Origin of the sequence: Lysobacter capsici (genome assembly GCF_018732085.1) — a bacterium.
GTDB classification, from domain to species: Bacteria; Pseudomonadota; Gammaproteobacteria; order Xanthomonadales; family Xanthomonadaceae; genus Lysobacter; species Lysobacter capsici_A.
In genome coordinates this window covers 4,971,848-4,996,832 of the sequence record NZ_CP076103.1, presented here as the reverse complement: position 1 = coordinate 4,996,832, position 24,985 = coordinate 4,971,848, and the positions used below count along the sequence as shown (strand labels likewise).

Annotated in this window: 21 protein-coding genes and 1 tRNA gene; 15 read left to right on the top strand and 7 right to left on the bottom strand. The window is 67.7% G+C overall.

Going from position 1 to position 24,985, the window contains the following annotated elements:
* The first annotated feature begins 2 nt into the window (after nt 1-2).
* The 3 genes from KME82_RS20810 to KME82_RS20800 are packed head-to-tail and all read left to right on the top strand — an operon-like array spanning nt 3 to nt 3,412.
* Entirely contained in the window at nt 3-1,862 is a 1,860-nt protein-coding gene (locus KME82_RS20810; protein WP_252255451.1) for a Mur ligase family protein, read from the top strand.
* Between the two features lie 3 nt (nt 1,863-1,865).
* The gene (gene trpC / locus KME82_RS20805) at nt 1,866-2,657 is read left to right on the top strand and encodes an indole-3-glycerol phosphate synthase TrpC (RefSeq protein ID WP_036104907.1); all 792 of its coding nucleotides are present in this window, start codon (nt 1,866-1,868) and stop codon (nt 2,655-2,657) included.
* Nucleotides 2,654-3,412 (top strand): haloacid dehalogenase-like hydrolase, encoded by a 759-nt coding sequence (locus tag KME82_RS20800; protein WP_215495693.1) that lies wholly within the window; start codon nt 2,654-2,656, stop codon nt 3,410-3,412. The genes trpC and KME82_RS20800 overlap by 4 nt, the downstream gene beginning before the upstream one ends.
* Nucleotides 3,413-4,015: 603 nt before the next feature.
* Here the strand turns inward: KME82_RS20800 and KME82_RS20795 are convergent.
* Both KME82_RS20795 and crp read right to left on the bottom strand, forming a co-directional pair.
* The gene (locus tag KME82_RS20795; RefSeq protein WP_215495692.1) at nt 4,016-4,477 is read right to left on the bottom strand and encodes a global regulator CLP-associated N-acetyltransferase; all 462 of its coding nucleotides are present in this window, start codon (nt 4,475-4,477) and stop codon (nt 4,016-4,018) included.
* Between the two features lie 6 nt (nt 4,478-4,483).
* Nucleotides 4,484-5,149: a cAMP-activated global transcriptional regulator CRP gene (gene crp, locus KME82_RS20790; RefSeq protein ID WP_056106010.1), complete on the bottom strand. Its 666-nt coding sequence runs from the start codon at nt 5,147-5,149 to the stop codon at nt 4,484-4,486.
* Between the two features lie 241 nt (nt 5,150-5,390).
* On the opposite strand from crp, the gene speD reads away from it, so the two are divergent.
* Complete coding sequence (gene speD, locus KME82_RS20785) at nt 5,391-6,185, top strand: adenosylmethionine decarboxylase (protein WP_036104904.1); 795 nt, start codon at nt 5,391-5,393, stop codon at nt 6,183-6,185.
* A gap of 586 nt (nt 6,186-6,771) precedes the next feature.
* On the opposite strand, the gene coq7 is transcribed toward speD, so the two are convergent.
* Nucleotides 6,772-7,413, bottom strand: a complete 642-nt coding sequence (gene coq7 / locus KME82_RS20780) for a 2-polyprenyl-3-methyl-6-methoxy-1,4-benzoquinone monooxygenase (RefSeq protein ID WP_046657872.1) — start codon at nt 7,411-7,413, stop codon at nt 6,772-6,774.
* Between the two features lie 219 nt (nt 7,414-7,632).
* Complete coding sequence (locus KME82_RS20775; RefSeq protein WP_215495691.1) at nt 7,633-8,805, bottom strand: (Fe-S)-binding protein; 1,173 nt, start codon at nt 8,803-8,805, stop codon at nt 7,633-7,635.
* A gap of 180 nt (nt 8,806-8,985) precedes the next feature.
* Here KME82_RS20775 and rplM point away from each other — a divergent pair, with 180 nt between their 5' ends.
* From rplM to KME82_RS20760, 3 genes are all read left to right on the top strand, one after another.
* Entirely contained in the window at nt 8,986-9,414 is a 429-nt protein-coding gene (rplM, locus tag KME82_RS20770) for a 50S ribosomal protein L13 (protein WP_215495690.1), read from the top strand.
* Between the two features lie 9 nt (nt 9,415-9,423).
* Nucleotides 9,424-9,816, top strand: coding sequence for a 30S ribosomal protein S9 (gene rpsI / locus KME82_RS20765; RefSeq protein ID WP_036104896.1), 393 nt, complete (start codon nt 9,424-9,426; stop codon nt 9,814-9,816).
* A gap of 66 nt (nt 9,817-9,882) precedes the next feature.
* Nucleotides 9,883-9,957 (top strand) — tRNA-Gln (locus tag KME82_RS20760).
* A gap of 407 nt (nt 9,958-10,364) precedes the next feature.
* Here KME82_RS20760 and KME82_RS20755 read toward each other — a convergent pair.
* A complete protein-coding gene (locus tag KME82_RS20755) occupies nt 10,365-10,859 on the bottom strand; it encodes a GNAT family N-acetyltransferase (protein WP_215495689.1) in 495 nt (164 codons plus the stop codon).
* A 350-nt stretch (nt 10,860-11,209) separates the two neighbouring features.
* On the opposite strand from KME82_RS20755, the gene KME82_RS20750 reads away from it, so the two are divergent.
* Nucleotides 11,210-11,761, top strand: coding sequence for an ECF-type sigma factor (locus tag KME82_RS20750; RefSeq protein ID WP_215495688.1), 552 nt, complete (start codon nt 11,210-11,212; stop codon nt 11,759-11,761).
* Between the two features lie 48 nt (nt 11,762-11,809).
* Nucleotides 11,810-14,593, top strand: a complete 2,784-nt coding sequence (locus KME82_RS20745; RefSeq protein ID WP_215495687.1) for a protein kinase domain-containing protein — start codon at nt 11,810-11,812, stop codon at nt 14,591-14,593.
* A gap of 503 nt (nt 14,594-15,096) precedes the next feature.
* Here KME82_RS20745 and KME82_RS20740 read toward each other — a convergent pair.
* Nucleotides 15,097-17,064, bottom strand: coding sequence for a peptidoglycan DD-metalloendopeptidase family protein (locus KME82_RS20740; protein ID WP_215495686.1), 1,968 nt, complete (start codon nt 17,062-17,064; stop codon nt 15,097-15,099).
* A gap of 480 nt (nt 17,065-17,544) precedes the next feature.
* On the opposite strand from KME82_RS20740, the gene KME82_RS20735 reads away from it, so the two are divergent.
* A complete protein-coding gene (locus KME82_RS20735; protein ID WP_215495685.1) occupies nt 17,545-18,531 on the top strand; it encodes a fumarylacetoacetate hydrolase family protein in 987 nt (328 codons plus the stop codon).
* Between the two features lie 94 nt (nt 18,532-18,625).
* Nucleotides 18,626-19,288, top strand: a complete 663-nt coding sequence (gene maiA, locus KME82_RS20730; protein WP_215495684.1) for a maleylacetoacetate isomerase — start codon at nt 18,626-18,628, stop codon at nt 19,286-19,288.
* Between the two features lie 240 nt (nt 19,289-19,528).
* Here maiA and KME82_RS20725 read toward each other — a convergent pair whose 3' ends face one another.
* Nucleotides 19,529-20,644 carry a PilT/PilU family type 4a pilus ATPase gene (locus tag KME82_RS20725; protein ID WP_036104874.1) on the bottom strand — a complete coding sequence of 372 codons (1,116 nt, stop codon included), beginning with the start codon at nt 20,642-20,644 and terminating at the stop codon, nt 19,529-19,531.
* 98 nt (nt 20,645-20,742) lie between these two features.
* On the opposite strand from KME82_RS20725, the gene KME82_RS20720 reads away from it, so the two are divergent.
* The 4 genes from KME82_RS20720 to KME82_RS20705 all read left to right on the top strand — a co-directional run bounded on the left by KME82_RS20720 (nt 20,743) and on the right by KME82_RS20705 (nt 24,772).
* Complete coding sequence (locus KME82_RS20720) at nt 20,743-21,123, top strand: DUF4398 domain-containing protein (RefSeq protein WP_215495683.1); 381 nt, start codon at nt 20,743-20,745, stop codon at nt 21,121-21,123.
* Entirely contained in the window at nt 21,120-21,767 is a 648-nt protein-coding gene (locus tag KME82_RS20715) for a hypothetical protein (protein ID WP_215495682.1), read from the top strand. The genes KME82_RS20720 and KME82_RS20715 overlap by 4 nt, the downstream gene beginning before the upstream one ends.
* 815 nt (nt 21,768-22,582) lie before the next feature.
* Nucleotides 22,583-22,798, top strand: a complete 216-nt coding sequence (locus tag KME82_RS20710) for a YdcH family protein (RefSeq protein ID WP_031371506.1) — start codon at nt 22,583-22,585, stop codon at nt 22,796-22,798.
* 603 nt (nt 22,799-23,401) lie between these two features.
* Nucleotides 23,402-24,772 carry a pyridoxal-phosphate dependent enzyme gene (locus tag KME82_RS20705; protein WP_215495681.1) on the top strand — a complete coding sequence of 457 codons (1,371 nt, stop codon included), beginning with the start codon at nt 23,402-23,404 and terminating at the stop codon, nt 24,770-24,772.
* Nucleotides 24,773-24,985: the final 213 nt, after the last annotated feature.

The window sequence follows — 24,985 nt, the reverse complement described above, 5'->3', positions numbered from 1 at the left end:
ACGTGTCCATACCTGAGCAAGAGGCGCCCGAGCAGGCGGCATCCGAGCCAACCATCGCGGCTTCGCAACCGGCGCCCGAGTACGCGTTCGCGTTCGAAGACTCGCGCCGGCTGACCGGCAGCAACCTGTACTTCGACGGCCCCGGCGCCGCGCTGGAGACGCGCGGCGACGCGCGCCTGGACGCAGACGCGCTGGCGGCGTGGCGGCGCAACATCGCCGACCTGCGCGATGGGCTGGATTGGCCGGAAGGCCCGATCGTGGTGCGCGTGCATGCCAGCGGCGCTTCGCTGGCGTTCGTCGCGCCGATCGACCAGCTGTACGCCGCGACCGAAGTCGCCGAATGGGCCTGGACCGCCGCGGCCGGGCCGATCGCCCAGGACGTGTTGCCGCCGCACGCGCCCGGCCACGCCGCGTACTGGGATCGCGCCAGCGCGCTCGGCACATTGCGCGCGCTGGCCGGCGCCGAGGCGAATCCGGCCTTGATCGAATTGCTCGAACAAGCGCGCGCGCATGGCTTGCCGGCGCACAGCGACGACGAGGCATTGTCGATCGGCGAAGGCGTCGGCAGCCGGGTCTGGCCGATCGACGCGCTGCCGCCGCCATCGGAAGTGCCGTGGCCGCAGCTGCACGCGATCCCGACCGCGGTCGTCACCGGTTCCAACGGCAAGACCACCAGCGTGCGCCTGCTCGCGGCGATGGCGCGGCGGCACGGCTGGTCGACCGCCTACAGCAGCACCGACGGCCTGTTCGTCGATAGCGAGCGGGTCGACAGCGGCGATTACTCCGGACCGGTCGGCGCGCGCACCTTGCTGCGTCAGCCGAGCGTGCAGGCGGCGATCCTGGAAACCGCGCGCGGCGGCATCCTGCGCCGCGGCGTCACCCCGCGCGACGCGCGCGTCGCCCTGGTCACCAACATCAGCCCGGATCATTTCGGCGAATACGGCATCCATTCGCTCGAAGACCTGGCCCAGGTCAAGCTGACCGTCGCCCGCGCCCTGGGCGACGACGGCCTGCTGGTGCTCAACGCCGACGACGCGCTGTTGGCCCGGCAAGGCCCGTCGCTGACGCGGCGGATCGGCTGGTTCGCGCTGGACGACAGCCATCCGCTGCTGGCGATGCACCGCGCCGACGGCGGCGCGACCTGCGGCGTCGACGACGCCGGCCGTCTGCAACTGGATTACGCCGGTCAGCGCCACGACCTCGGCGCGGTCGCGGACATGCCGCTGAGCTTCGCCGGCCGCGCCCGCTACAACGTCGCCAATCTGGCCGGCGCGGCCCTGGCCGCGGTCGGCCTGGGCGTCGCTCCGGCACAGATCGCCGAAGTCCTGGCCAGTTTCGGATCCCACCCCGGCGACAACCCCGGCCGCCTGCAGCGCTGGCGCCTGGGCGACAGCGAGGTCTACCTGGACTACGCCCACAACCCCGACGGCCTGCGCGGCCTGCTCGAGGTCGCCGCGCGCGGCCACGGCCGGCTGGGCCTGGTGCTGGGCCAGGCCGGCAACCGCGAAGACGCCGACATCCGCGCGCTGGCCGCGGTCGCGGCCTCGTTCCGGCCGGATCGGGTCGTGCTCAAGGACATCGAAAGCTTCCTGCGCGGGCGCGCGCCGGGCGAGGTCGCGGCGATCCTGCGCGGCGAGCTGCTCGAACGCGGCGTGCCCGAAGCGGCGATCCAGGTCTGCCTGGACGAGGTCCGCGCGGCCGCGCAATTGCTGGAATGGGCCGCCCCCGGCGATGTGCTGGTGATGCCGATTCACAATTCCGACGCCCGCGACGCCGTCGTCGCCTTGCTCGATCGGCTGCAACTGGGACAATGGCGCCCCGGCCTGCCCCTCGCAGGCGAACCGACCCGCGAAGTGGAGTAACCGATGACGGATGTCTTGCGCACGATCCTGGCCCGCAAGGTCGAGGAAATCGAACAACGCAGCCGCGTGCGCTCCCTGGCCGACCTGCGCGCGCGCGCCGCCTCGCAGCCGCGCGCGCGCGGTTTCGTCGATGCGATCAAGCGCAAGCACGCCGCCGGCGAGGCGGCGGTGATCGCCGAGGTCAAGAAAGCCAGCCCGTCCAAGGGCCTGATCCGCGCCGACTTCAAGCCCGGCGAGATCGCGCGCAGCTACCAGGCCGGCGGCGCGGCCTGCCTGTCGGTGCTGACCGACGTGGATTTCTTCCAGGGCAGCAACGCCTACCTGGCCGAAGCGCGCGAGGCCTGCTCGCTGCCGGTGCTGCGCAAGGATTTCACCATCGACCCGTACCAGATCTACGAGGCGCGCACGATCGGCGCCGACGCGATCTTGCTGATCGTCGCCGCGCTGGAAGACGGCGCGATGATCGAGATGGCCGGGCTGGCGATGGAGCTGGGCATGGACGTGCTGGTCGAGGTCCACGACATCGACGAACTCGAACGCGCGCTGCAGACCGACTGCGAGCTGATCGGGGTCAACAACCGCAATCTGCGCACGTTCGAAGTGTCGCTGGACACCTCGATCGCGCTGCGCGAAGCGGTGCCGCGCGACCGCACCCTGGTGACCGAGAGCGGCATCGCCACGGCCGGCGACGTCGCGCGCATGCGCGGGGCCGGGATCGAAACCTTCCTCGTTGGCGAGAGCTTCATGCGCGAACGCGACCCAGGCGCGGCGCTGCAGCGCCTGTTCGCGGCGTGAGCGAGGTACGCCCGGCCGAGGTCGCCGCGCCGCGTTTTCGCGCGGTGCGCGCCGATGCGCCGCTGATCGTGTTCGACTTCGACCACACCTTGTACGACGGCGATTCGGGCAGCCATCTGTTCGCCTGGCTGATCAAGCGCTCGTGGTGGCGGATGGCGCTGGCGCTGCTGATCGCGCCGGTGGCCGGGCCGATGGTGGCGTGGCTGAAGACCCGCCGGGTCGGCATTTCGGCCTTCGTCTGGGTCGGTACGGTCGGCGTGCATCGCGCCGGCGCGCTCGACAGGATGATCGACCGCTACGTCAGCCTGCATACCGATCAGATCCGCGCGCGGCTGCTGCCGATCGCGCTGGACGTGCTGCATCACCACCGCCAGCAGGGCGACCGGGTGGTGGTCGCGACCGGCGCGCCGCCGGAACTGGCGCGCGCGATCCTGAGCTTCGTCGCGCACGAGGACGTGCCGGTGGTCGGCACCCTGGTCGGCCCGCGCCTGGGCGCGCTGGGCGCCCGCCGCCACTGCCACTCGTACATGAAGATGACGATGCTGCGCGAAGCCGGTTTCACCGCACCGGTCGAGATCGCGTATTCCGACAGCAGCGCCGACCTGCCGCTGCTGCACGCCGCGCTCAAGCCGGTGGTGGTCAACCCCAAGCGCAAGCGGGTCGAGATGTTCCGGCGCGTGCTGCCGGCCGGCACACCGATCCTCAACTGGGGATGCCCGGGGCGGGGTGGGGATGCGGTGGGGTCGGCGCAGTAGATTCGTTGGCGCCGACACCGGCACCGGTGCTGGCGCTGGCGCTGGCTGATGCTGCTCGCTGGCGAGGCCACGATGGCGCCGCCGCGCAGCGATACCCCGAAGACGGCAGCGCCTACGGCGCGCGCTGAGTTGCCGTTCGCGCGACCATCGGCCTGTTTGCGCAGGCCGCGGAGTCTTTTGTGGGAGGGGCTTGAGCCCCGACGCTCTCGGCTCAGATCGCGACGAGCCTCGGGTTTAGCGGGCGCTGCCCGCGATCCGCGAGCTTTAGGCGATCGGACCGGAAAGCGTCGGGGCTGAACCCCCTCCCACAAAAGACCTCGCAGATTCGCGGCGAAGCGATCCCACCCGATCGCATCGTTCTCGCCCGGGCAACCCCTGTAGGAGCGGCGCAAGCCGCGACGCGGCCAATCGGCAGCCGAGGCACCCTCATCCGGGCGCAGCGCCGCCCGTAGCTCGTTCTACGGCGAGGTTCGCAATGGTCGAATTGGCGCGGTCGCGGCTTGCGCCGCTCCTACAGGGGCTTCGGGACGCGGCGTGGCGGGATCGGGCAAGTTGCGACCAGGGGCTTCGGGACGCGGCGTAGCGGCCCGGGCAAGGCGCGACTCAGTCGCCCAGCGTCTTCACGAACTTCAGCGACCCGTCCGAATACCCGCAGCGCCGATAGAACTCGTGCGCATCCAGGCGGCTGACGTTGCTGGTGACCTCGATCCGGCTGACTCCGTCGCGGCGCGCGCGGCGCTCGACCTCGCGCAGCAGTTGCCGGCCGATGCCCTGGCGGTGGCACGACGGCGCGACCACCAGCGCGGTGATCCGGGTCAGATCGGAGCCGTGGGTCAGCGAATAGCGGGTGTGGCTGGCGATCAGGCCGCAGGCGTGGCCGTCGATTTCGGCCAGCAGCAGGTAATGCCGCGCATCGTCCTGCAGGGTGATGATCCGCTCGAAGGCTTCGTCGCGGGTGCACGGATAGCCGAGGTGGCCGAGCAGACCGGCCACGTCGCTGGCGTCGCCCAACTCCGCCAGCCGCACCGAGGGTGCGGTCTGGACGGACGGGGCGATGCGTCCCATCGGGGCTTAGCGGGTCCCGTAGAGGACGACGGTCTTGCCGCGGGCGTGCAGCTTGCCGTCGGCCTGGAGCTTCTTGAGCACGCGACCGGCCATTTCACGCGAGCAGCCGACCAGGCGCGAAAGCTCCTGGCGCGACACCCGCAGCTGAGTGCCCTGCGGATGGCTCATGGCCTCGGGTTCCTTGGCCAGATCGTGCAGGGCGCGCACGATGCGGTCGGTCACGTCGAGGAAGGCCAGGCGGCCGGCCTTGCGGCTGGTGTCGAGCAGGCGCCGGGAAATCTGTGCGCCGATCGCATACAGCAGCTTGGGCGCGTCCAGCGACAGCCGGGTCAGCAGCAGGTCGTACAGGCGTTCGTGGCCGATTTCGGCCAGCTCGCAGGTGGCGCGGGTGCGCAGGATGACTTCGCGATGGTCGCTTTCGATGAATAGGCCGAGTTCGCCTACGAACTCGCCGGGGCCGAAATAGCCCAGGACCAATTCGCGGCCGTCTTCTTCTTCGGTAATGATGCTTACCGAGCCGGAGACGACATAATAGAGCGTGCTGGCCGGGTCGCCGGGGCGGAACACGTCCGTACGGGACGGGTAACGACGACGGTGGCAATGGGCCAGGAAGCGTTCGATCGTTGCGCCATCCGGCAGCAACGGGCTGTTGGTTCGGCGCAGAGCAGTCAAGGGAGCTACCGGGTTGGCGGACATTGGGATTCGGCTTTGGCAGTCGACCGAGCTTAGGGCGATACGGCCTGTGGAAGCAAATCCTGACGTTGAAACTCGGACTTCGATACAGAGCGATGATGGAAGTTCAGCGACGGTCACGCTTTTGTCACCAACGAAGCCCAAAAACACCATGCGTTTCCCCCCGGGGCGGTTTGCCTCATAATCGCGGCCCTCGCCGTCCGACTGGAATCTTCCTACAGTGGTCAAGCCGTTGCCGCGCCTGCGGTTGCAGGGTTTCAACAACCTCACCAAGGCCCTCTCGTTCAATATTTACGATGTTTGCTTCGCGGCCTCCGAAGACGAGCGCCGTCGGTATATCGAATACATCGACGAGGCTTACAACGCCGACCGCCTCACCCAGATCCTCACGGATGTGGCTGAGATCATCGGCGCGAATATCCTCAATATCGCCCGCCAGGATTACGACCCCCAGGGCGCGTCGGTGACGATCCTGATCTCGGAAGAGCCGGTGATCGACAAGAAGGCGGCCGGCAAGGACGTCATCTCCGATGCCGTGGTCGCGCACATGGACAAGTCGCACATCACCGTCCATACCTACCCGGAAACCCACCCAGACAGCGGCATCGCGACCTTCCGCGCCGATATCGACGTGGCCACCTGCGGGGTGATTTCGCCGCTCAAGGCCTTGAATTACCTGATCGAAAGCCTCGAGTCGGACATCGTGATCATGGACTACCGCGTCCGTGGCTTCACCCGCGACATCAAGGGCCGCAAGCACTACATCGATCACAAGATCAACTCGATCCAGGACTACCTGGCCAAGAACGTGAAGTCGCGCTACGAGATGCTCGACGTCAACGTCTACCAGGAAAATATCTTCCACACGAAGATGCACCTGAAGGAATTCGACCTCGACACCTACCTGTTCGAGGAGAAGGCCAAGAACCTCTCGTTCAAGGAGCGCATGAAGATCGAAGCGCGGCTGCGTCGGGAGATCGAGGAGCTGTATCACGGGCGCAATCTGGCTGATTGAGGCCGGGATTGGGGATTCGGGCGCTGGGATTGGCTTGAGTTCGAGCCGGTTCCGATCACGGTCCGCTGAATGGTTAAGGAAAAAGGCCGGCGCAAGCCGGCCTTTTTCGTTGTGCTGAGGGCGGCGCAGGCGTGGGGTCGGGCGCTGCGGCGCAGCAGGGGATTGGGCGCGGGCCTGACTGATTTCATGCAGCCGCAGCGCGGCGCGGGTCGCCCCCAGCTACCGCGCCGATCGTCTCCCTCTCCCGCTTGCGGGAGAGGGTCGGGGTGAGGGCGCCGCAGGCGCGGTTTAATCCGATGTCCCGTCGCTCTGCCGCAGGCCCTCACCCCAGCCCTCTCCCGCAAGCGGGAGAGGGAGCGGATCGCGGCAGGCGTGTCCGCGGCGCTTGATGGCGAGGACGTCTGGGCGCGACACCCGGCCGCGGGCGGAACTGCCTGGGCGCGGAACAGCCCGCCGCCGGCGTGCTCTCTAAAAGCAAAAGCCCGCCAATGGCGGGCTTTTGCGCTCATGCTGTTCCCGGTTCCCGGTTCCCGGTTCCCGGTTCCCGGTTCCCGGTTCCCGGTTCCCGGTTCCCGGTTCCCAGCCCTCAAACCCGATAAGCCACCGTCTTCATCAACTTCGACGCCGCCGCCATGATCGTCGGCACCGGCATCGGCAGAATCCGCGCGCCGGCCGCTTCGGCGTTCTGGGCGTGGCGGGCCTCGTCGGCCTTCATCGTGCGCAGGATCGCGCGGCTGCGCTGGTCGCCTTCGGGCAGCGATTCCAGGTGCTCGTCGATATGCGCTTCGACCTGGCGCTCGGTTTCGACCACGAAGCCCAGGTTCCAGCCGTCGCCGCGCAGGCCGGCCAGCACGCCGATGGTGAAGCTGCCCGCGTACCACAGCGGGTTGAGCAGGCTGGGGCGACTGTCGAGTTCGCGCAGGCGGTCGGCGCACCAGGCCAGGTGGTCGGTCTCTTCCTGCGCGGCTTCGAGCAGGTGTTCGCGGGTGGACTCGTCGCGGGCGACCGCGGCCTGGCCGCAGTACAGCGCCTGGGCGCAGACCTCGCCGACGTGGTTGATCCGCATCAGCCCGGCCGAATGGCGCTTCTCGGCCGGTTCCAGGACCAGCTCGGCGGTGCTGCCGGCCGGGTTCGGGCGCTCGGCGCCGGGGGCGCCGAATACCGTGTCGAGGGCGCGCTGGGCTTCGCTGAGCACGCGGTCCAGGGGATTGAGAGTGCGAGCGTTCATGCCGCCGATTCTACGGCGCGGGCGGCGTAGAAGTCGGTTAAGCGGGGTGGACAAATCGTCCGTGGCCGCGTGGCCGCACCATGCGGCATGAAGATCGCGACGCCGCCGAAATCCAAAGCCGCGAAGCCCCAAGACTTTTGTGGGAGGGGCTCAGCCCCGACGCTTTTCGCTCCGGCCTGATCGAAAAGCGTCGGGGCTGAGCCGCTCCTGCAACAGCGTTCACACGGCGGGCGGCGTTTCTTCCAGGCACTCGGCCAGAAACTCCAGCGGATGCTGCACCCGCCGTGGCGTGCCGTTGCCCAGATGCAGCCGGCAGCCGATATTCGCGCTGAGCAACCGCTCCGCTCCGCTGCGTTCGAACTGCTCGATCAGCGGCGCCCGATACTCCGCCGCGCGCTGCGGATCGGCGAACATCTGCGTACCCGACGCGCCGCAACAGCCGTAGCCGCTGTCCAGTTCGATCACCTGCAGCCCCGGCACCGCGGCCAGCAGCCGGCGCAGCGCCGGCACCGACTTGACCACGTTGCGCTGGGTGCAGGGCAGGTGCAGGGCGACGCGCTGCGCGCTAGCCCGAAACCGCAGCCGCTCGGCGCGATCGGCGAGGTAGACGATCGCATCGACCGCGCGGCTGCCGTCGGCCAGGGCCTGATCGAGGCTGTCGTGGCAGCCGCTGGCCAGGGTCAGCACGGTCGCGTGGCCGGCGAAGGCGTCGCGGTTGCTCGCGGCCAGTGCCTGCGCATGGGCGGCATCGCCCGAATGCGCGTGCAGCGCGCCGCAGCAGGTCTGCCGAGCAACCGGGTCGAGGACCACGCCCAGCGCGCCGCACAGCCGCGCCAGAGCCGCGCGCAGCGGGCTTTCGTAGCGATCGGCGACGCAGCCCACGAACAGGCCGACCCGGTCCGAAGTGGGGGCGGTCGATCCGGCCGACAGCGGCATCGCCACCGCCCGGGGCGGTCTCGGCAGCGGCCGCCAGGCCGCCGGCAGCCAGGGGTAGGCCAGGCGATACAGGCCCAGCCCTGCGCGCAGCCAGCGCGGCCGCGCCGCCAGCGCCTCGATCAGGCGCTGGCGCCAGGCCGCCGGGCGGCGCTCGCGCTGGCGCCGGCGCGCCAGGGTCAGCAAGGTCCCATACTCCACGCCCGCCGGGCACACCGCTTCGCAGCTGCGACAGCCCAGGCAATGGTCGAGGTGGGTGTCGGCGATCGCGCTCGGGGCGATGGTGTCCAGCGCCCAGGCCCGGGTCAGCGCGATCCGGCCGCGCGGCGATTCGGCCTCGAGCCGCTCGCGCCCGTAGGTCGGGCAGGCCGGCAGGCACAGGCCGCACTGGACGCAGCGGTCGGCCAGCGCCACCAGCGGATCGGTGGGATCGGCGGAAATCCGGGGCGCGGCAGGCATGTTCAGAATGCTAGCATGGGGGTCGGGTCGACTTGCGGCGGCTGAATAAGCCCGCTATCATCTCGCCTCTTCACGTTCCGCCTTTACAACGCGCGGCGAAGTTCCCGGGTCGAATCTCTCCTCGCGAGGGCCGGTCCAGCGGAATCAGCCCGACCATCTGCACCCACTAAAAGAGTTTTCATGAAGACTTTCTCCGCCAAGAACGAGACCGTCCAGCGCGACTGGTACATCGTCGACGCGTCGGGCAAAACGCTCGGCCGCTTGTGCACCGAACTCGCGCGCCGTCTGCGCGGCAAGCACAAGCCCGTCTACACCCCGCATATCGATACCGGCGATTACCTGGTGGTGATCAACGCCGAAAAGATCGTGGTCACCGGCAAGAAGCTGCAGGACAAGATGTACTACCGGTTCACCGGTTACGTCGGCAACCTGAAGAGCGAGTCGCTGGGTCAGGCACTTGACCGTCATCCCGAGCGCGTCATCGAGATCGCCGTCAAGGGCATGCTGCCGAAGAACACCCTCGGCCGCGCCATGTACCGCAAGCTCAAGGTCTACAAGGGCTCCGAGCACCCGCACGCCGCGCAGCAGCCGCAGCCCCTGGACTTCTAAGGTACGAACATGGCTATCCAACAGAATTACGGCACCGGTCGCCGCAAGTCCTCCACCGCTCGCGTGTTCCTGCGCAAGGGCGAGGGCAAGATCACCATCAACCAGCGCACGATCGAAGAGTTCTTCGGCCGTGAGACGGCGCGCATGATCGTGCGCCAGCCGCTCGAGCTGACCCAGTCGACCGACAAGTTCGACGTCAACGTCACCGTCGCCGGCGGCGGCATCACCGGCCAGGCCGGTGCGATCCGCCTGGGCATCGCCCGCGCGCTGGTCGAGTACGACGAATCGTTGAAGAGCGAGCTGCGCAAGGCCGGTTTCATGACCCGCGACGCCCGTGAAGTCGAGCGTAAGAAGGTCGGTCTGCACAAAGCCCGTCGCGCCACCCAGTTCTCCAAGCGCTAATCGTTCGACGGCTGCATCGGTTTTTGCTTTTGCAGCCGCGAATTTTTGCGTTAGACTGTGTTTTATAGCCCCGTCGCCAAGCGGTAAGGCACCTGACTCTGACTCAGGCATTCGGTGGTTCGAATCCATCCGGGGCTGCCAAACAAGATCGCCACCGCCGCAAGGCGGATGGCTTCACAAAAAACCCGCCGAGAGGCGGGTTTTTTGTTGTTCACGAGAAAAGCTCCCGCCGACCGGTTTTTGTCGCTCACAAGCAAAGCACGCGGACGTGATCGGTTGATTGCGTGGTGCGCGGTGGCTTGTGGGAAGAGCAAATCCCCCTAGCCCCCTTTTTCAAAGGGCGGAAGCGGTAGGTGGTGGCGCGGTGATGGGTGTGACGGTTCGAAGTTGTTCCCCCCTTTGAAAAAGGGGGCTAGGGGGATTTGCTCTTAGCTTCCGCCAGCAGGTGAATTTTTGTTGCCTGCGAGAAAACACGCGAGATCAGGCGAGTTTTCTATCTCTGCGAGTACGCATCCCTCGCGTACCAATCGCCGCGGCGCTTGGGTCGCTCACCCCAACTCGCGCACCAGGCTGATCTCGTCGCGCAGCGGAATGCCGTGGTGGCCGAGCAAGGGAATCTCCGGATCGGCCTCGCGCTCGCGGTCGATCGCGCCCGGCGTCAGCCGCCACAGACGAAAATCGCGGCGCTGATAGAAACGCAGCGCGTCGAGGTTGTCGTTGGTGGTGCGCGCCAGCAGCCGGGTCAGGCCCAGCGAGCGCGCGCGGATCGCGGCGAGTTCAAGCAGGCGCGTGCCCGTGCCGATGCCCGAGGCCAGCACGTCCAGGACCACGATTTCCGAATGCCCGGCTTCGTCGAGCAGCACGATCAAGCCGGCGAGGCTGCCGTCGTCGTGGTCGGCGACGAAGCCCGGCAGCACCGCGGCGTCGATCGCGCGGCCGTCGAGTTGGACGATCGGCGTGCCCCAGCGTTGCTCCAGCCAGGCACGCAACGCGGCGCGATCGTCGTCGCGGATGGGGCGCAGTGGTAGCGGTAACGGCAGCATCGCGTCGGATTCGGTGGAGTGCGGCCACGGTATCAGCCTTCGCCGCCGGCGCGGATGCCGCGATCGGCCGGCTGGCCTGCGCCGGTGCGGGCTTGCGTTGTTTGCAGGCTGGGCGATGCGCTCGGATCGCCGATGGCGGCCGGAAGCGAAAGCGGCCTCATGCCGCGCCGACTGCCGGGTGCGCGCGTTGTCATGAGGCGAACGCCACGCGCGACAGGCAAACACCCAAACCGTGCAGGCGGTCGCGGCCGCGATGCTCGCCGGTTCGCATCCTGTGCCATGGCGACGAGGCTCGGCTACCATCCGCGCGCAGGGGGATCGATGCGATACGACGGCGTCGGGGGACGCGCATGAGCGAGGAGCTGACTCGATTGCTGCACGACTGGCGTGGCGGCGATGTCGCCGCGCGCGACCGTCTGTTCGCGCAGGTCTACGAGACCCTGCGCGCGATGGCCGCCGCGCGGCTCGGCGCGCGTTCGTCCAATCGCACCTTGCAGGCGACGTCCTTGGTGCACGAGGCGCTGATCCGGCTGATCGGCAGCGAGGTCGACTGGCAGGATCGCGCGCATTTCTACGCGCTGGCCTCGTTGAAGATGCGCTCGGTGCTGGTCGACGAGGCGCGCGCGCAGGCCGCGTCCAAGCGCGGCGCCAACCCGGTGCTGTTGACCTTGTCGCACGCCGATCTGCAGGGCGGGCAGACGGTCGGTTTCGACGTGCTGGCGCTGCACGACGCGCTCGACCGCCTGGCCGCGCGCGACCCGCGCTCGGCGCGCGCGGTGGAGATGGCGTACTTCGGCGGCATGGAGCAACGCGAGATCGCCTGCGTACTTGAGGTGTCGATTCCCACCGTCGAGCGCGACCTGCGCTTCGCCCGCGCCTGGTTGAGTCAGCAGTTGGGCTGACCCGACCGAACACACGCAACGCCGTCGCACCACCGCTCGGGAGTCCCCATGCAAACGCAACGCTGGCAGCAACTGCGCGCCTTGTTCGATGCGGTCTGCGACCTGCCGGCCGATCGTTGGCGCGACGAACTGCAACGGCTCAGCGACGATCCGGAGCTGATCGACGAGGCCCTGGACCTGTTGCAGGCGCAGACCGCGAGCTTCGACCAGGCACTCAAGCCGTTGGGCGAGTTGATGGCGAACCGGCCCGACAGCGAATTGCGCGCGGGCGAACGCCTGGGCGCGTGGATGCTGGTCGAGCGGCTGGCGAGCGGCGGCATGGGCACGGTGTTCATCGCCGAACGCGCCGACGGCCTGTTCCGCCAGCAGGTCGCGATCAAGCTGCTGCGCGGCAGCGGAGTCAATCAGGCCGAATTCGCCCAGCGCCTGGCGGCGGAGCGGCAGTTGCTGGCCGAATTGCAGCATCCCAACATCGCGCGGTTGTACGACGGCGGCACCACGCCGAACGGCGAGCCGTATCTGGTGATGGAGTACGTGCCCGGCCGCGCGCTCGACGACTACTGCGAGCAACGCCAGCCCGGACTGCGCGAACGCCTGCGCCTGTTCCAGCGCATCTGCGGCGCGGTGCAGAGCGCGCATCAGCGCTTGATCGTGCATTGCGATCTCAAGCCCGGCAACGTGCTGGTGCTCGACGACGGCGAGCCGGTGTTGCTGGATTTCGGCATCGCCCAGGTACTGGACCGGCAGCACGGCGACGGCGAACGCGGCAACGATTTCTGCACCCCGGCCTATGCCAGTCCCGAATTGCTCGGCGGCGCGCGGGTCAGCGTGGTCAGCGACGTATTCGCGCTGGGCGTGTTGTTGACCGAGTTGCTGGCGTGCCGGGCGATCGGTCGCGGCATCGGCGAGCGCGACACGCCAGTGCCGCTGTCCAGCGCCTGGGCCGGCGCGGCGTGTCCCTGGCGCGGCGCGTTGCGCGGCGACCTCGATGCGATCGCTGCGCGCGCCTGCGCGCTCGATCCGCGCAAACGCTATTCCTCGGTCGAGGCGTTGTCGCTGGATATCGATCGGCATCTGGCCTGGCGTCCGGTCACGGCGCGCGCGCCGACCTGGCGTTATCGATTCGGCCGTTATCTGCGTCGGCATTGGCGCGAGAGCGCGGCCAGCGCGATCGTGTTGCTGCTCGTCGGCGGTTTCGTCTGGCGGGTCATCGCCGAACGCGCGAATGCGCAGCGCGAGGCGGCGGTGGCCGAACAGGTCAGCGAGTTTCTGGTATCGGCTTTCGACGCCGCCGACCCGCGCATGCGCGGCGCGCGTCCGGATCAGGAAGTCAGCGCGCGTCAGGTGCTCGACAGTTCGGCCGAACGGATCGAACGCGGGCTCGACGAAACCCCGGCGATCCGCGCGCGCCTGCGCGCGGTGCTCGGCCGCGCGTATCGCAACCTGGGTCAGCCGCAACGCGCCGAGGCCTTGCTCGAACAAGCGGCCAAGGAGTTTCTCGACCCGGCCGTGGCGCGTCCCGACCAGGCCGCGCAAGCCCTGGAAGAACTGTCGCGTTCAATGAGCACGCGCCAGTACGGCCGCCAGGCGGTCGCGATCGCACGCCGCGCGCTGGCGCTGCGCGAGCGCGACGGTGAGCCGCGTGCGCTGGCCGATGCCTACGACACACTGGGTCTGGCCCAGGTCGCCAACAGCGAATACCCACAAGCCGAGCGCTCGTTCGCGCAATCGCAGGAGCTGCGGCGCAGGCACGCCATGCGCGAGTCGCCCGAGGAGCGCGCGGGCATGCTCGGCCGTCTGGCCGAGCTGTACCTGCGCCGCGGCGAACTCAAGCGCGCCGAGCAGACCTTCCGCGATGCGTTGGCGATCACCCGCGCGAGCGGCCCGAACACCGTCGCCACCCAGCTCAATCAATTCGGCCTGGCGCGCTCGTTGTTCGGCCAGGGACGGGTCGACGACACCCGGCGCGAATTGCTCGACAACCTGATTCTCGCCCGCGAGCTGTACGGCGAGCAGAGCGACATGGTCGCCAATATTCATTCCGACCTGGCCAACACCTCGCAGGATATCGGCGACTTCCGCCAGGCCGACGATCACTACCGCGCCGCGCTGGCGATCATGGCGACCGTCGCCGGCGAACGCAGCCTGGATTACGCGCGCGTGCTCAACAACTGGGCGGTGCTGGCCGACGAGCGCGGCGATGTGGCCGAGGCCGAGCGGCGCTGGAGCCTGGCGCTGTCGATCCGGCGGCAGCATCTGGACCCGGAGGAACGGCGCGTGCTGCGCATCGAAAGCGCGCTCGGCCGATTGCTGGCGCGGGCCGGTCGCGGCGAGCGGGCGCAGCCGCTGATCGAGCATTCCACGCGGGTCTGGAATACGCGTTATGGCGAGGACTATCCGGGGCGGTTAATGGTGGCGTTAAGCCGGATCGAATGGTTATTGAGCGCCGATCGTCTCGATGAGGCGGCCGCGGGGTTGAACGCGCTGGATCTGGATCGCGGCGAGTACAACGCCTTGATGCTCGCGCGCATTCCCGGTCTGCGCGCCGAGCTGGCGCAGCGACGCGGCGATTGGGCCGCGGCCGAGCGGGCGTGGGCGGCGATCGTGGCCGACAGCGCGCAGCAGTTGGGTGCTGCGCAGGTCAAGACGGCCAAGGCGCGGATTCCGTATGCCGAGGTGTTGCGCGCGCGCGGGGATGCGCAGGGGGCGGCGGAGCAGGTACGGTTGGCCGAGCCGGCGTTGCGGCGCGAGTTGTATGCCGAGTCGGATTTGCTCCAGCGGCTGGATGCGCTCAAGCGCGGGTCGCCGGGGTTGCGGGTGGTGTCGCGCTAGCTGCGGCGCATGGCTTCTGCAGAAGCTTCAAGCAGGATCAAAAGCTTCCGCCACTAAAGCGGCGGGTCACTTTCTTTTGTCTAAAGCGACAAAAGAAAAGTAACCAAAGAAAAACGCTTTTCTTTGAATCAAATGCCCGCGAGTGCGGAGCTTGCGCGGGCATGCGCCACACGGGACATCCATGTCCCGGTGGCGCACGGCGTGCATCCTGCACGCCGCCCTACGGGTGTCCTCTTGTTCTCGCGAGCAACAAGCCTCGCAGCGCTGGAAATGAAATCTGACTTCAGGCGAAAGCCACATGGCCTCCCTGTAGGAGCGGCGCAAGCCGCGACCGCGCCACTCAAACGACGACGCAACTCCAATCGACAACGAAAATCCACGTGCGACGGATCATTCGCACACCGAAACACCGCCAAACAAGAACGCCGCCCTCGCAGGCGGCGTTCCCGTTAACGTCGAACTTGTCGATCAGCGACGCTCAAACCGCGCCGCAAACCCGACCCTCACTCGATCGCCTGCACATCGACCAGACGCAATCCCTTGATCGCATACTTCTCGGCCGACTGATACAACCCCTGCCAACCCTTGACCGCTTCCAGCGCTTTGCCGCCGCTGCCGGCGCGGAACACGCCGACGTAGTTGCGCACGCCGGCATCGACGTAGGTGTCGACATCGATCAGGCGGTAGCCGTCGTCGGACAACTCGGCCCACTTCGCGGTGAAGCCGCCCCACGAGGTCGAGCGCCACAACGCGGTGGCGTCGCTGCCGGCGCGGTACACGCCGATGAACTGGCGCTGGCCGTCGCCGATGTCGAAGCTCTCCATGTCGATCAGGCGCAGGCCCTGGTCCTTGGCGGTTTCGCGCTGGGCGGCGAAGGCCGAGAAACCGGTGTGGCTCCACAGGCCGGCGTTGCCGGTGCCGGGACGGAACACCCCGACGTAGTGACGGGTGGTTCCGCTCAGGTAGGTGGTCATGTCGACCAGGCGCTGACCGTCGTCGCTGAGCTGCTGCCACACCGCGGTGAAGTCGGCCCAGCTGCTGGCGTTGTACAGCGCGCCGGCGCCGGTGCCGCGCTTGTACACGCCGACGAAGTGGCGGTCGCCGTTCTCGACGTAGGTGTCGATCTGTTCCAGACGGAAGTCGTCGGCGACCAGTTCGGCGCGCTTCTGGGTGAAGGCGGTCCAGCTGGGCTTGTTGACCCGGATTTCGATCTCGTTGCTCGCGCGCCACACGCCGAGGAAGGTCTTGTTGTCGGTTTCGGCGGCATCGAACGGGTACGGCGTGCTGGCCGGATAGAGCAGGCTGAACGGATGCGGCGCGGAATGATTGCTCAGCGCGGTCCAGTCGGTCGGGTCCATGTTGTTGGCGCCGGCCATCGCGGTGGCTTCGCCGCGGGTCAGGCTCTGCAACTGGGCGAAGCTCATCGGGCGCGGACGCACGGCGTTGCCTTCGCACGAGCCCGGCGAGGTTTCCTGGCTGACATGCACGTGCACGTGCGGGCCGCTGGACTGGCCGGTGTAGCCGACCTTGCCCAGGTACTGGCCCTGCTTGACCACCGCGCCGGGCACCAGCAGTTCGGCCGGGATCGAACCGGGCTGCATGTGCGCGTACAACGCCACTTCATTGCCGGCCTGGATCTTGAGGAAGTTGCCGCCGGCCGAATACTGACCGGTGCTCGGCGCGATCGGCTCGGGTTCGATTTCCTTCGACACGCGCGGATAGTTCTTCCACTCCGGCAGGTCGTTGAGGCCTTCGCAGACGATGCCGTCGGCCATCGCGTACAGCGGCAGGCCGTAGGCGCGGCGGCCTTCGGGCTTGGTCGGATCGGCGCCGGGACGCTTGTCGTCCCACGAGTCGCCGTCCCAGCCGGTCACGCTGTTGTCCAGGCCGAAGGCCTGGCTGCCGCCGACGTGGTTGCTCGAGGTCTGCCAGGCTTCGTTGGGGCGCAGGTCGCTGGCCTTGCCCGGATAGCGCAGCGGGCCGTTGTCGTTGGTCGCGGCGGTGAACGGCAGGTTCTTGATCACCGGCGCCGAGAAGCCCTGCACGTACACCGCGACCTTGACCGTGGTCGGGTACGGCGCGCTGATGATGATCGGATACGAGGCCGGCACGTCCGGCGCGTTCGGGTCCGGGTTGGAATAGTCGCAATTGCAGTTCTGGAACGCGTACTGGGTGCCCGGCGCGATTTCGACCGGCGCCAGGAAGTTGGAGGCGAGCTGATTGAGGATCTCGACCTTGGTGATCTTCAACGGCGTGGCGCCGTCGTTGCGGATCCCCATGCGCAGCGACACGCGGCCTTGCTTGGCGCCGCCGACCTGGGCCGGGCCGATCGCTTCGAACACGACCTTGCCGTCCTTGATCGGGTTGACCACGTCGATGGTGAGAGCCTGGGCATTGACGCCCGCGCTGACGCACAGGGCGAGCGCGGCCGGCAGGGCGCGCAGGAGCAGGGTAGAGGTTTGGGTTTTCATGATGGACTCCATAGGCATGATTGGGAAAATCACGCGGTCGCAGAGGGACGAGCCCTCAACTCGGTGAAGCCGGGGTTGGGGATTGGAGATTCGGGACGCCAAGCGCTTTGCCGCTTTGCTTTTTCCGAATCCCAAATCCCGAATCCCCAATCCCGGCCTCCCGTGGCTGGGTCTGTCCCGGCGAACCCGGGCGTGACCACGCCGCGCTTACTCAACAAACCGGGGAAGGGCGGCCGGACCCATCAAGAAATTTCAAAGTTTTTTTCGGGCCGGCCCGGAAGGCGGCAAAATGGCGGCCGGAGCGAGCGGTGGCGGGGCCGCAAACGCAGCGCTGGCGGGGCCCGGCGCTGGCTACGGCAGGTTCCCGGACCGGCCGATCTCATTAAGCGGCGTCCCGAGCCCACGGCTGCCAATGGCGCCGCGAGTGGTTACAATTGAAACCATAGCGCCGCGGCGCCCTGAATCGATAGCGAGGTCTGGATGAAGCTTGGATCCCTGAAGGAAGGCGGCCGCGACGGCACGCTGATCGTCGTCTCGCGCGACCTGAGCCGCGCCGTGCGCGCGACCGGCATCGCCGACACCTTGCAGCGCGCGCTGGAGGACTGGTCGAACACCGCGCCGCGGCTCAACGCGCTGTCGGACGATCTCAACGCCGGCACCGCCGCCGATGCCTTCGAGGTCGACTTCGCCGCGCTCGCCGCGCCCTTGCCGCGCGCCTACGAATTCGTCGACGGCAGCGCCTACCTGCCGCACGTGGAGCGCGTGCGCCGAGCGCGCGGCGCCGAAGTGCCGGAAAGCTTCTACACCGACCCGCTGATGTACCAGGCGGTCAGCGCCGGCTTCTACGGCCCGCGCGATCCGGTCCGCGTGGTCAGCGAGGACTACGGCATCGACCTGGAAGCCGAAGTGGTGATCGTGACCGACGACGTGCCGATGGCGGTCAGCGCCGAAGACGCGGCCGGCCACATCCAGCTCATCGGCCTGATCAACGACGTCTCGCTGCGCAATCTGATTCCCAACGAACTGGCCAAGGGCTTCGGCTTCCTGCAGTCCAAGCCGCGTTCGGCGCTGAGCCCGGTGTTCGTCACGCCCGACGAACTCGGCCCGGCCTGGATCGACAGCAAGGTGCATCGCCCGCTGCTCACGCACATCAACGGCGAGTGGTTCGGCGCGCCGGAAGCGGGCATCGACATGCAGTTCAACTTCGCCCAACTGGTCGCGCACGCGGCCAAGACCCGGCCGCTGTCGGCCGGCACGATCGTGGGTTCGGGCACGGTCGCCAACGAAGACACCTCGCTGGGCGCTTCGTGCTTCGCCGAGAAGCGCACGGTCGAGACGCTGGAGCACGGCAAGCCGTCGACGCCGTTCATGAAGTTCGGTGACACCGTGCGCATCGAAATGCTCGACGCCGACGGCAGCAGCCTGTTCGGCGCGATCGAACAGCGCATGGAACGGCCTTCCGCCTGACGGCGTCAGGCGCGGGACGAGAGGTCGACTCCGGCGCGGCGCAACCGGTAAGGTTCGCCGTGCAGGGGTGCAGCGACAACCAGGTGGAGCCCGGGTGAGCGAGCAATTGCGGTTGTATTCGTATTGGCGCTCCAGCGCCTCGTATCGCGTGCGTATCGGTTTGAACCTCAAGGGGCTCGAGTACGAGATCGTGCCGGTGCACCTGGTTCGCGGCGGCGGCGAGCAGCATCTGCCGGCGTACCGCGAACTCAATCCGCAGGGGCTGGTGCCGGTGTTGCAGCACGGCGGGCGCACCCTGAGCCAGTCGATCGCGATCCTGGAATACCTCGACGAAACCTGGCCGCGGCCGAACCTGCTGCCGGTCACCGCGCGCGATCGCCATCGCGTGCGCGCGATCGCCCAGACCATCGCCTGCGAAATCCATCCGCTCAACAACCTGCGGGTGCTGCAGTACCTCGACGGCACCTGGAACGTCCCGCAGCCCGAACGCGACGGCTGGATCGCGCACTGGATCCACGAAGGCTTCACCGCGGTCGAGGCGATGCTCGCCGATCATCCGGCCACCGGTACTTATTGCGAAGGCGACAGCCCCGGTCTGGCCGACTGCTGCCTGATCCCGCAGTTGTACAACGCGCGCCGTTTCGGCGTGCCGCTGGAACCGTTCCCGACCTTGCTGCGGATCGAACAGGCCTGTCTGGAACTGCCCGAGTTCGACCGGGCGCGGCCGGAGAATCAGCCGGATCGGCCGCCGGGTTGAGGGTTTCGTTGAGCGCTTATGCGTTCGTGGCGACGTAGCGTGAGCCCGCTTGTGGGTTGGTCCTGGGCTGAGAGGAAAGCGTCGGGGCTCAAGCCCCTCCCACAAAAGACCTCGCAAGCTTCGTGAGTTTTTGTAGGAGGGGCTTCAGCCCCGACGCCTTTCGATCAGCGGCTTCGCAACCACCCAAAAAAATCGGCCGCTGAATCAGCGGCCGATCATCGAACTGCCTAACCGCCGGCCTCAGTGCGCCGCGGTTGCGTCATACATATCCGCATACGGATCGTGCTCGCCGGTGCCGCCCTCGGACAGGCGGAACTTCAGCGCCAGGCCGTCGCGCGAGTCGGCCGCCTTGAGCGCCTCCTCCATCTCGATCCGGCCTTCCTTGTACAGACGGAACAGGCACTGGTCGAACGACTCCATGCCGTCTTCCAGCGATTCTTCCATCGCCTGCTTGATCTCGTGCACCTGCCCGCGGCGCATGAGGTCGCGCACGTGCGGGGTGTTGATGAGGATTTCGGCCGCCGGCAGGCGCCGCCCGTCGACACCGACCACCAGGCGCTGCGACACCACCGCCTTGAGGTTCAAGGCCAGGTTCATCAGCACGTTCTTGTGCGCCGACTCGTTGAAGAAGTTGAGGATGCGTTCCAGGGTCTGGTCGGCGTTGTTGGAGTGCAGAGTCGCCAGGCACAGGTGACCGGTTTCGGCGAACGCGATCGCCGCTTCCATGGTCGTCGCATCGAGGATTTCGCCGATCAGGATCACGTCGGGCGCTTCGCGCATCGCGTTCTTGAGCGCGTTGTGGAAGGCGTGGGTGTCCAGGCCGACCTCGCGCTGGTTGACGATCGACTTCTTGTGCTTGTGCAGGTACTCGATCGGGTCCTCGATGGTGAGGATATGGCCGGCGGTGTTGGTGTTGCGGTGGTCGATCATCGACGCCAGCGTGGTCGACTTGCCCGAGCCGGTCGAACCGACGATCAGGACCAGCCCGCGCGGCGCCATGATGATGTCCTTGAGCACCTGCGGCAGCTGCAACTCCTCGATGCTCGGGATGATGCTGCGGATGGCGCGGATCACCATGCCGACTTCGCCGCGCTGCTTGAACACGTTGATGCGGAAACGCCCGGCGTCGGGCAGGGCGAGGGCCATGTTCAGTTCGAGATCACGCTCGAACAGCGGCACCTGGCCTTCGTCCATCAAGGAATAGGCGATCTTCTTGACCATGCCGGGCGGCAGGCCGGTGTTGCCGAGCGGGTAAAGACGCCCCTCGACCTTGATGTACACAGGCGCGCCGGTCGTCAGGAACATGTCCGACGCGTTCTTTTCCGTCATCAGCTTCAGGAAATAGCCGATGTCCATGCATTCATACCCCTTGTTGACGGCGCGCGCCGTTGCAAGCACGCTGCCGGCCTGACGACAATGTCCGTGCGTCATCCCTTCCGCACAGCGCTCCCCTAATGACCGCAAGCTTCGCACAATTTCGTTTGCCGCTGCTGGCCGCAGTTCTCGCTTCCGCCCTGGCCGGCTGCGCCTCCACGCCTCCGCCCACGGGCGAGCTGTCCGCCGCGCAGCAGGCGGTGATGCGCGCCGACGATGCCGACGCCGACCAGTACGCGCCGCAGGACCTCAACGCCGCGCGCAGCGCGCTGAGCGCGGCCCAGGGCGCGCTGTCGCAGGGCAAGGACGAGGACGCCCGGCGCCTGGCCCTGACCGCCACGGCCGAAGCCGACCTGGCCCTGGCCCGCAGCCGCGAGGCCAAGACCGGCGCCGAACTCAACCAGCGCCGCGCCGAGATCGCCGAATTGCGCCGTCGCCTGCAGACCGGAGCCGGCCAATGAGCGCGTTCGCCGATTTCCGCCGCGGCCTCGTCCTGCGCACGCTCGCCGCCACGGCGTTGTCCCTGGCCTGCGCCGCGGCCTTCGCCGCGCCGCCCGACGATCCCGACCTCGCCCGCCTGAACCAGCGGGTGATCGTGATCGAGTCCAATCCCGACGCCGCCCAGTTCGGCGCCTTCGAGCGCCTGCGCGCGCGTCAGGCCATCGACGCGGTGCGCACCGCGCGCAGCCGCGACCGCGCCTGGGCGCTGCGGATCGCCGATCGCCGGGTCGAAACCGCCGAAATCGTGACCCGCACCCAGTTGGCCCAGCGCGAGGTCGATCGCCTCGACCGCGAGCGCAGCGAACTGCTGGTCGAAGCCAGCCGCCGCGACGCCGACCGCGCCCGCGCCGAGACCGAGCGCCTGCGCGTGCAGGCCCAGATCCAGGCCGAAGAGGCCGAGCGTCTGCGTCTGGCCGCCGACCAGGAAGCCCAGGCCCGCGCCGAGGCCGAGGGCCTGCTCGACAACGTCGCCGGCCAGCAGGCCGCCAAACTGCGCGCCGCGCGCGAGCGCGATGCCGAACTGGCGCGCAAGGAAGCCGAGCTGATGGGCGAAACCGGTACCCCGCCCAAGCCGGCGCCCAAGCCCAAGCCGAAGAAGAAGTAAGCCGGGCGGGCGCTGGGGCGCAGCGCAAGGATGCAGCGAAAACGAGCCGGCTTGTCCGGCTCGTTTGGTTTGGCGTGCGGACAGGGGGGCCGTGGCTTTGCCCGTCCTGCCGGCCGTGTCGGCTCCGCTCGGATCGCCAGATCGCCAAATCGCGCACCGCCGAAACGTCGGTCGGTCAGTCGGGGCGCCGGCTTGTTGGATGGTCGGGTTGTCGGGCGGCGTGAGGCAGGTCCGCGAGGTCTTTTGTGGGAGGGGCTTGAGCCCCGACGCCTTTCGATCAGATCGCCGGAAGGCCTCCCGGCGGAACGGAAAGCGTCGGGGCTCAAGTCCCTCCCACAAAAAAGTCGGCCCTGCGCCGCCTTGGCCGTGGCTGCGTCAAATAACGGAGCCACGCCGCACGATCGCCCCTCCACCCGACGAACGGCCGTGTAGAGCAAAGCCTCATTGCAGGTGGCATTCGCCTCGCCATCCTGACACTGGGGTTGTGCCGGTTAACCTAAAAATATCAATGGCTTAACTATAGTTTCCCGGCCTCGCGCCCGATCATGGCTCGAACCTGAAACCGTTTGCAGTCCACTCTTGCCGGATCCGGATCGCAGGAGTAGGGTCGATTATCCGAGCGGTTCTACCGCCGCTTGGCGAAGAGTCAGGCCGATGAGCGATACGCCCTTTCCGCAGGATCCCGCCGCCGCACATCCGCGCGCGGCCGGCCTGTGCGAAGCCGGCGCCGCACCGAGCCCGACGCACCTTACGGTCCCCCGCAACGCCCTGGTCTCGCGGCCGGGGCGTTTGCATTCGTGCTGAAGGAGGCTTTCATGTTCGAAGAACAACCGCAGCCTGAAATCGACGCGCTGATCAAGAGCAACCCGGAGTTCAAACAGCTCTACCAGCGCCACAAGGATCTCGACAAGAAGGTCATGGACGCCGAACTCGGCGTGCTGCCGATCGACGACACCACCTTGGGTCAGATGAAACGCGAGAAATTGGCTGCGAAGGATCGGCTGATCCAGCTCTACGATCAGCAACATTGAAGCCCATCGCCTGCGTGCGGCCCACCGACGGGTGAGGCGGCCGCGCATGCAGCGCAGCCGGCGCGATGCCGGTTGCGCACCGGCCGGGCGCGAAGGCTCCGGCTCAGTCCAAACGGACCCGACCCGCCCGCGGTCGCGGCTCCAGGCTTAGCGCGGGCGGCGGCGGTCATCCTCGTCGATCGCCGCCGCCCGCGGCTACCACTCGCTCCTGGCGATGATCTGAGCGCTGGACGGAGCAGGCTCTTGTTGTGACTTTCGAACCCGATCGGTTTCCGACGACCGTCTCTCCTTGCGGCCACGACTGACGCGGTCACTGCGAGGTCTTTTGTGGGAGGGGCTTCAGCCCCGACGCTCTTGTCTCAGTTCGCTTCGAATTCCCGAAGTCCCGATGGATCTCCAAGTCCTGATCGAACAGCGTCGGGGCTGAAGCCCCTCCCACAAAAGACGCCGCAGCGGCGCCACGATCCACCCGCCCTAAGCCCGCAGCCGAGCTACTCGACGGTCCCGCGCACGCTGCGTTCCAGCCTCTCAAGCAGGCGCGACCCACGGCCCGGCGGCTAGAATGCTCCGATTCGCCGCACGGTAGCGGCTGGCAGGAGCCGCATGGCCATTCACTCCTCGGTACTCGAACTCATTGGCAACACCCCGATCGTCAAGGCCCAGCGCCTGGACACCGGGGTGTGCGAGCTGTATCTCAAGCTCGAATCGCAGAACCCCGGCGGTTCGATCAAGGACCGCATCGGCCTGTCGATGATCGAAGCGGCCGAAAAGGCCGGCAAGATCAAGCCCGGCGACACGCTGGTCGAAGGCACCGCCGGCAACACCGGCATCGGCCTGGCCCTGGTCGCGCAGCAGAAGGGCTACAAGCTGCTGCTGGTCGTGCCCGACAAGATGAGCCGCGAGAAGATCTTCAACCTCAAGGCGATGGGCGCGCAGGTGGTGCTGACCCGTTCGGACGTGGCCAAGGGCCATCCGGATTACTACCAGGACCTCGCCGAGCGCATCGCCGGCGAAACCCCCGGCGCCTATTTCATCAACCAGTTCGGCAACCCCGACAACCCGGCCGCGCACGAGTTCGGCACCGCGCCGGAAATCCTCGAGCAGATGGGCGGCGAGCTCGACGCCATCGTGTTCGGCTGCGGCAGCTCCGGCACCATGACCGGCCTGTCGCGCGCGTTCGCCAGGCTGTCGCCCGCCACCGAGTTGATCCTGGCCGATCCGGTCGGTTCGATCCTCGAGGAATACATCAACCGCGGCACCTTGTCGGACAAGTCGGCCAGCTGGATGGTCGAAGGCATCGGCGAGGATTTCCTGCCGCCGATCTCCGACTTCACCCGGGTCAAGAAGGCCTACGCGATCAACGACAAGGAAAGCTTCCTGACCGCGCGCGAGCTGCTGGAAAAGGAAGGCATCCTCGGCGGTTCCTCGACCGGCACCCTGCTGGCCGCGGCGCTGAAGTACTGCCGCGAACAGACCACGCCGAAGAAGGTGCTGGTGTTCGTCTGCGACACCGGCAACAAGTACCTGTCGAAGATGTACAACGACTACTGGATGCTCGACAACGGCTTCATCCAGCGCGAGCAGCACGGCGATCTGCGCGATCTGATCCTGCGTCCGTATTCGCAGCGCGACACGGTGGTGGTCGGGCCGAACGATCTGCTGGTCACCGCCTACCAGCGAATGAAGTTGTACGACGTGTCGCAGCTGCCGGTGATGGACGGCGAACACATCGTCGGCATCGTCGACGAAAGCGACGTGCTGCTGCACGTGTACGGCGACGAATCGCGCTTCCGCGATCCGGTCTCCACCGCGATGGTCAGCAAGCTCGACAAGATCCCGGTCGCCGACCCGATCGAATCGCTGCTGCCGGTGTTCGACCGCGGCCATGTCGCCATCGTCATGGACGGCGACAAGTTCCTTGGGCTGATCACCCGCATCGACCTGCTGAACTTCCTGCGCCGACGCGTGCAGTAAAGCGGCCGGCCCAGGGCGCCGCGGCGCCCTGAACCCGGTGCCGATTCCCGGGAGCCACCAGTGAGCCCTTCTCCCGCTTGCGGGAGAAGGTGCCCGAAGGGCGGATGAGGGCAAGCGCGCCCTCACCCCAACCCCTCTCCCGCACGCGGGAGAGGGGCTTGAAGCCGCGCAGAGGCAAACGCCGCGCCTTTCGCAGGCCTGGACCCTGGTCCG